2 protein-coding genes are annotated in these 6816 nt (G+C 67.0%); both read left to right on the top strand.

Annotated features, from left to right (window positions below; translation table 11 throughout):
* On the top strand, positions 1 to 4918 hold a 4918-nt coding region (locus tag NF4_RS35870), incomplete at its 5' end, for a non-ribosomal peptide synthetase (RefSeq protein WP_439956810.1).
* Positions 4830 to 6816, top strand: a 1987-nt coding sequence (locus NF4_RS40235; protein WP_369690978.1) for an amino acid adenylation domain-containing protein, incomplete at its 3' end; no start/stop codon positions are given. The genes NF4_RS35870 and NF4_RS40235, both read left to right, overlap by 89 nt.

Genomic DNA, 6816 nt, shown 5'->3' with positions numbered 1-6816 from the left:
GCTGCGTGATGTGCTGCCGGTGTACATGATTCCGGCTGTTGTCATGGAGCTGGATGCGTTCCCGTTGAACACCTCGGGCAAGCTGGACCGTAAAGCCCTGCCTGCCCCGGTGTTCGAAGCGCGGGAGTTCCGCGCCCCGTCGACTCCGATCGAGGAGATCGTCGCCGGGGTGTTCGCCGACGTGCTCGGTGTCGAGCGGATCGGTGCGGACGATGATTTCTTCGCTTTGGGTGGTAACTCGCTGATCGCGACCCAGGTCGCGGCCCGGTTGGGTGCGGCGTTGGATACCACCGTGCCGGTGCGGATGCTGTTCGAGGCCTCCACGGTGACCGCGCTGGCTGCCGCCGCGGAATCCGCCACCGGGCGTGGGGATCTGCCGGTGCTGGCGCCGCGGGAGCGGCCGGAGCGGGTGCCGTTGTCGCTGGCGCAGCAGCGGATGTGGTTCCTGAACCAGTTCGATACGGATTCGGCCGCCTACAACCTTGCGGTCGCCGTCCGCCTGACCGGTGATCTCGATATCGCTGCTCTGGAGCAGGCGGTTGCCGATGTGGTGGGCCGGCACGAGACGCTGCGGACGGTTTATCCGGCGCAGGACGGGCGACCGTACCAGCTGGTGCTGCCGGTCGGCGAGGTGGCGCCGGAGCTGACGGCGGTTGCGGTGCCCGCGGACGAGTTGCGGGCGCGGGCCGTCGAGGTGATGTCGGCCGGTTTCGATGTGTCGGCCGAGGTGCCGTTGCGGGTGGCGCTGTTCCACCCCGGCGGCGACGAACACGTGCTGGTGTTCGTGTTGCACCACATCGGTGCCGACGGCTGGTCGATGGCGCCGCTGACCCGAGATCTGGTGGCCGCCTACGCCTCCCGTGCCGCCGGTTCGGCTCCGGTCTGGTCGCCGCCCGCGGTGCAGTACGCCGATTACAGCCTGTGGCAGCGCGAAGTCCTGGGTTCGGAGGACGACCCGGCGAGCCTGGTCAGCGCGCAGGCCGCTTATTGGCGCGAGGCGCTGGCCGGATTGCCGGATGAGCTGAATCTGCCGAGTGACCGGCCGCGTCCGACGGTGCGGTCGGTGGTCGGTGGCACTGTGCCGTTCGAGATCGATGCGGAGTTGCATCGGGCGGTGTCGCGGTTGGCTGCCGAGCACAACGCGACGGTGTTCATGGTGGTGCACGCGGTGCTGGCGTTGCTGCTGGCGCGGTTGTCGGCTACCGATGATGTGGCGGTGGGTACGCCGATCGCGGGTCGTGGTGAGGCCGAACTCGACGATGTGGTCGGGATGTTCGTCAATACGTTGGTGCTGCGGTCGCAGGTGCGGGGCGGGGCGAGTTTCGCGGAGTTCTTGGCGGCGACCCGGGAGACGGATCTGCAGGCGTTCGCGCATGCCGATATTCCGTTCGAGCGGTTGGTGGAGCTGGTCGACGTAGAGCGTTCGACCGCTCGGCATCCGCTGTTCCAGGTGGCGTTGTCGTTCGAGAATCTGCCGCCGGCCGATTTCGAACTGCCCGGACTGCGGGTCGGTGCCGTCGATTTCGATATCGATCCGGCGAAGTTCGATCTCTCGCTGCGTATCACCGAGTCCGATTCGGGTCTGGCGGCGGCGTTCTCCTATGCCCGTGACATGTTCGACGAGGACACGGTCGGGGTTTTCGCGAGCCGGTTCCTGCGTTTGTTGTCGGCGGTCGTGCGCGATCCCCAGGCGCCGATCGGCGACCTGCCGATTCTCGACGGCTCCGAATACGGGCTGTTGACCCATGTGCACGGTGACGATGTCATGGCAACGGGGCTGTTGCCGGAGATCCTCACCCATGGTGCGCGGGTGAATCCGGACGGTGTGGCGGTGCGTTACCGCGGCCGGTCGGTGACGTACCGGGAGTTGGACGCGCAGTCGTCGCGGCTGGCGCGAGTGCTGATCGAGCGTGGTGTCGGCCCGGAGCGGATCGTGGCCTCGGCGCTGCCGCGTTCCTATGAGATCGTGCTGGCGTTCTGGGCCGTCGCCAAAGCCGGTGGCGCGCATCTTCCGGTGGATCCGAAGTATCCGCTCGACCGGGTGCGGCATATGCTCTCCGATTCCGGTGCTGTGCTGGGCCTGACCAGTAGCGAGCATGTGGACCGGTTGCCCGGCGATGTGCAGTGGCTGCTGCTGGACGACCCGGAATTGCAGGCGCGAATCGATGCCGAACCGGATACCGCGGTGACCGATGCGGATCGGATCGCACCGTTGGCGATGGCGCATCCGGCGTATGTCATCTACACCTCGGGGTCGACAGGTCTGCCCAAGGGCGTGACGGTGACCCATACCGGTCTCGGTGGCCTGGTCGATGTGGCGGCCGATCTGTACGGTGTCGAATCGCGGCATCGGTTCCTGCACATCTGTTCGCCGAGTTTCGATCCGTCGGTGCTGGAATGGGTGTGCACCGCGTTCGTGGGTGCGACGCTCGTCGTGGTCCCCGCGGAGATCATCGGTGGCCCGGAACTGGCCGAACTTCTGCGCGCCGAGGCGGTGACCCATGCGGTGATCACTCCGGCGGTGCTGGGGACCGTGGATCCGACGGGTCTGGACGCGCTGGAAGTGGTGTCGGTCGGTGGCGATGTGACCACCCCGGAACTGCTGGCGAAGTGGGAGCCGGGCCGCAGGTACTTCAACGGGTACGGCCCCACCGAGACGACCATCATCTCGTCGTATGCACGACTTTCCGCCGGTGTCCACGTCACCATCGGTGCCCCGGTGCACGGTATGGCTGCGTTGGTGCTGGATGCGCGGTTGCGGCCGGTGCCGCCGGGTGTGGCGGGTGAGCTGTATCTTGCCGGCGGTGCACTGGCACGTGGTTATCTGAATCGCCCCGGGCTGTCCGCGGATCGGTTCGTGGCCAACCCGTACGGCTTCGAGGGCTCGCGGATGTACCGCACCGGCGATGTGGTGCGTTGGTATGCCACACCGGGCGCGCGAGCCGGCAACGAGGCGTTGCCGACGGTGAACTGGGAACTGGACTATGTGGGCCGTTCGGATTTCCAGGTCAAGGTCCGTGGTTTCCGGGTGGAACTGGGCGAGATCGATACGGCCCTGGGTGCGCACCCGGACGTGGAATTCGCGATAACCGTCGGTCACGACTCCGGTGCCGGTGCCACGATTCTGGTGTCGTATGTGCTGCCGGTGCCGGGACGGAGTGTGGACACCGCCGCGGTGACCGAGTTCGTATCGCAGCGGTTGCCGGCGCATATGGTGCCTTCGGTACTGATGGTGCTGGACGAGATCCCGCTGACCCCGGTGGGCAAGCTGGACCGCAAGGCGCTCCCGGAACCGGTGTTCGAGGCCCGTGAGTTCCGGGCGCCGTCGACTCCGATCGAGGAGATCGTGGCGGGTGTCTTCGCCGAAGTCCTGGGCATCGAGCGGGTCGGTGCAGATGATGATTTCTTCGCGCTGGGCGGTAACTCGCTGATCGCGACCCAGGTCGCGGCCCGTCTCGGGGCTGCCCTGGACACCACCGTGCCGGTGCGGATGCTGTTCGAAGCATCCACCGTCGCCGCTTTGGCCGCTGCCGCCGAGACCGCCACCGGTCGGGGTGATCTGCCGGTGCTGGCGCCGCGCGCGCGGCCGGAGCGGGTGCCGTTGTCGTTGGCGCAGCAGCGTATGTGGTTTTTGAACCGGTTCGATGGTCGGTCGGCGGCTTACAACATTCCGATGGCTGTGCGGTTGTCCGGTGATCTGGATGTGGCTGCGTTGCGTGCGGCGGTCGCCGATGTGGTGGGCCGGCACGAGGTTTTGCGGACGGTGTATCCGGAGACCGATTCGGGTCCGGTGCAGGTGGTGTTGCCGGCTGCGGATGCGGTGCCGGAGTTCCGGGTGCGTGCGGTGGCTGCTGCGGACGTGGTGTCGGCGGTGTCGGAGTTGGCTTCGGCGGTGTTCGATGTGACGGCGGAGGTGCCGTTGCGGTTGGCCTTGTTCGAGGTGGGACAGTCGGCCGACGTCGAATCCGTGGCGGCTGGTAAGTCTGTTTCCGGTGAGTTCGTGCTGGCGATGGTGGTGCACCATATCTCTGGTGACGGCTCGTCGGTGGGGCCGCTGATCCGGGATCTGATGACCGCGTATGTCGCGCGGCTCGCGGGTGAGGTGCCGGGGTGGGCGCCGTTGCCGGTGCAGTATGCGGATTACAGCATCTGGCAGCGTGAGTTGCTGGGTGATGAGGCCGATCCCGAGTCGATTGCGGCGCAGCAGGTCGGGTATTGGCAGTCGATGCTGGCGGGTATTCCGGATCAGTTGGATCTGCCGTCGGATCGGCCGCGGCCGGCGGTGCAGTCGTTCGCCGGTGGGCGGGTCGAGGTCACGGTCGACGCGGATATTCACGCCGGTTTGCAGCGGGTTGCCCGGCAGCAGAACGCCACGCTGTTCATGGTCGTGCACTCGGCGCTGGCGGTGCTGTTGTCGCGGCTTTCGGGTGCCGAGGACATCACTATCGGTACGCCGGTCGCGGGTCGTGGTGAGCGGGCGCTGGACGATCTGATCGGTATGTTCGTGAACACCCTGGTGTTCCGGACGCAGATCGATGGCGGTGAGTCGTTCGCGGATCTGCTGGCGCGGCAGCGTGAGGTCGATATCGCGGCGTTCGCGCATGCGGATGTGCCGTTCGAACGTCTGGTGGAGGTGCTGAATCCGGCACGTTCGACCGCGCGGAATCCGTTGTTCCAGGTCGGTTTCTCGTTCCAGAATCTCGGCGCTGTCGAGTTTGGAGCTGCCGGGTCTGACGGTGTCGGGGCTGGATGTCGATGCCGGTGTTTCCCAGTTCGATCTGCATTTGATCGTCGCCGACGAGTACGATCGCGACGGTGCGCCGCAGGGTGTGCGGGGCCAGTTGACCTATGCCACCGATCTGTTCGATCGGTCCACCGCGCAGGAATTCGTGGATCGGTTCCTGCGGTTGCTGGGTGAGATCGTGGCGGCGCCGGAAACGGTGGTCGGCGAGTTGGAGATCCTGGCTCCGGCCGAACGGGCAGCGCTGGCGCAGCGTAACGAGACCGATCGGGAGCTGGAGTCGGCGGCGACGCTGGCGTCGCTGTTGGACGCCACGGTCGCGGCCACGCCCGATGCGGTGGCGCTGGTGGCCGCCGACGGTGCACGGATCACGTATGCCGAGCTGGGCGCGCGGGTCAACCGGTTGGCCCGGTACCTGATCGCGCAGGGTGTCGGTCCGCAGGACCGGGTCGGGTTGGCGTTGCGGCGGTCGGTGGACCTGGTTGTCGCGATGTATGCGGTGGCCACCGCGGGTGGTGTGTATGTGCCGGTGGATCCGGATCAGCCGGCCGAACGGACCGGCTACATCCTGGACACCGCGGCACCGGTCTGCGTACTGACCACCGGCGATACCGGAATCGGTGCCGAATCCGGTATCACCACGGCATCCGTGGTGGCCCTGGACGACGTCGATACCAGCGGTTTCGACGCTTCGCCGGTGTCCGATGCGGAGCGGGTCGCGCCGGTGCGGGCGTCGAATACGGCGTATGTGATCTTCACGTCGGGTTCGACGGGTCGCCCGAAGGGTGTGGCGGTGCCGCATGCGGCGATCGTGAACCAGTTGCGGTACATCACGGCCGAGTTCGGCTTGGATGCCACGGATTCGATCCTGCTCAAGACGGCGGCGACGTTCGACCTGTCGGTGTGGGAGTTCTGGCTGGCTGCGGTGTCCGGCGGCCGGATTGTCATCGCCGAGGCCGACGGGCATCGGGACCCGTCGTACCTGAACGAGCTGATGGCCCGCGAACAGGTCACCACCTTGACGGTGGTCCCGTCGATGCTGGACGCCTTGCTGGACACCGGAACCGGGTTGCCGGAGTCGGTGCGGCGGGTGCTCGCTATCGGTGAGGCCCTGCCGGTAACGACCGCGCAGCAGGTGCTCACCCGTTCGCCGGGTGCCGGGTTGTTCAACCTCTACGGTCCGACCGAGGCGGCGGTGTCGGTTACCACGCATACCGTCACCACGGCGGATGTGGTGTCGGTGCCGATCGGTGTGCCGCAGTGGAACAGCCGGGTGTATGTGCTGGACGGCCGGTTGCGGCCGGTGCCCGACGGTGTCGCGGGTGAGTTGTATCTGGCGGGTGCGCAGTTGGCGGCCGGGTATTTCGGTCGCCCGGACCTGTCCGCGGATCGGTTCGTGGCCGATCCGTTCGTGGTGGGGCAGCGGATGTATCGGACCGGTGACCTCGTCGCCTGGAACGGCGCGGGTGAGCTCGAGTATCGGGGTCGCACGGATTTCCAGGTGAAGATTCGTGGTTTCCGGATCGAGCTGGGGGAGATCGAGGCGGCGTTGCTGGCGTTGCCGGAGGTCGCGCAGACAGCGGTGGTGGCGAAGTCGGATCCGCGGACCGGGGATCGGCTGGTCGCGTATGTGGTGCCCGCCGGGGGCGCGGGTGTGGATACAGCGGGTATCCAGTCCGAGCTCGGGCAGCGGTTGCCGTCGTACATGGTGCCGTCGGTGTTCGTGGAGCTGGATGCGCTGCCGCTGAATGTGAACGGGAAGCTCGACCGTAAGGCGCTGCCGGAGCCGGTGTTCGAGGTCCTGGAGTTCCGGGCTCCGTCGACCCCGATCGAGGAGATCGTGGCGGGCGTCTTCGCCGAAGTCTTGGGCATCGAGCGTGTCGGCGCAGACGATGATTTCTTCGCGCTGGGTGGTAATTCGCTGGTCGCGACGCAGGTTGCGGCGCGGTTGGGTAAGGCGCTGAATGCCACGGTGCCGGTGCGGATGTTGTTCGAGGCGTCCACGGTGGCCGGTTTGGCGGTGCGGGCGGAGCGGCACGCTGGTTCGGGTGGGCGGCAGGCGTTGGTGGCGCGGC

Source organism: Nocardia fusca NBRC 14340, from assembly GCF_001618425.1.
GTDB classification, from domain to species: domain Bacteria; phylum Actinomycetota; class Actinomycetes; order Mycobacteriales; family Mycobacteriaceae; genus Nocardia; species Nocardia fusca.
Note: the sequence above shows the minus strand (reverse complement) of the source record. Positions and strands in the feature narration are given on the sequence as shown.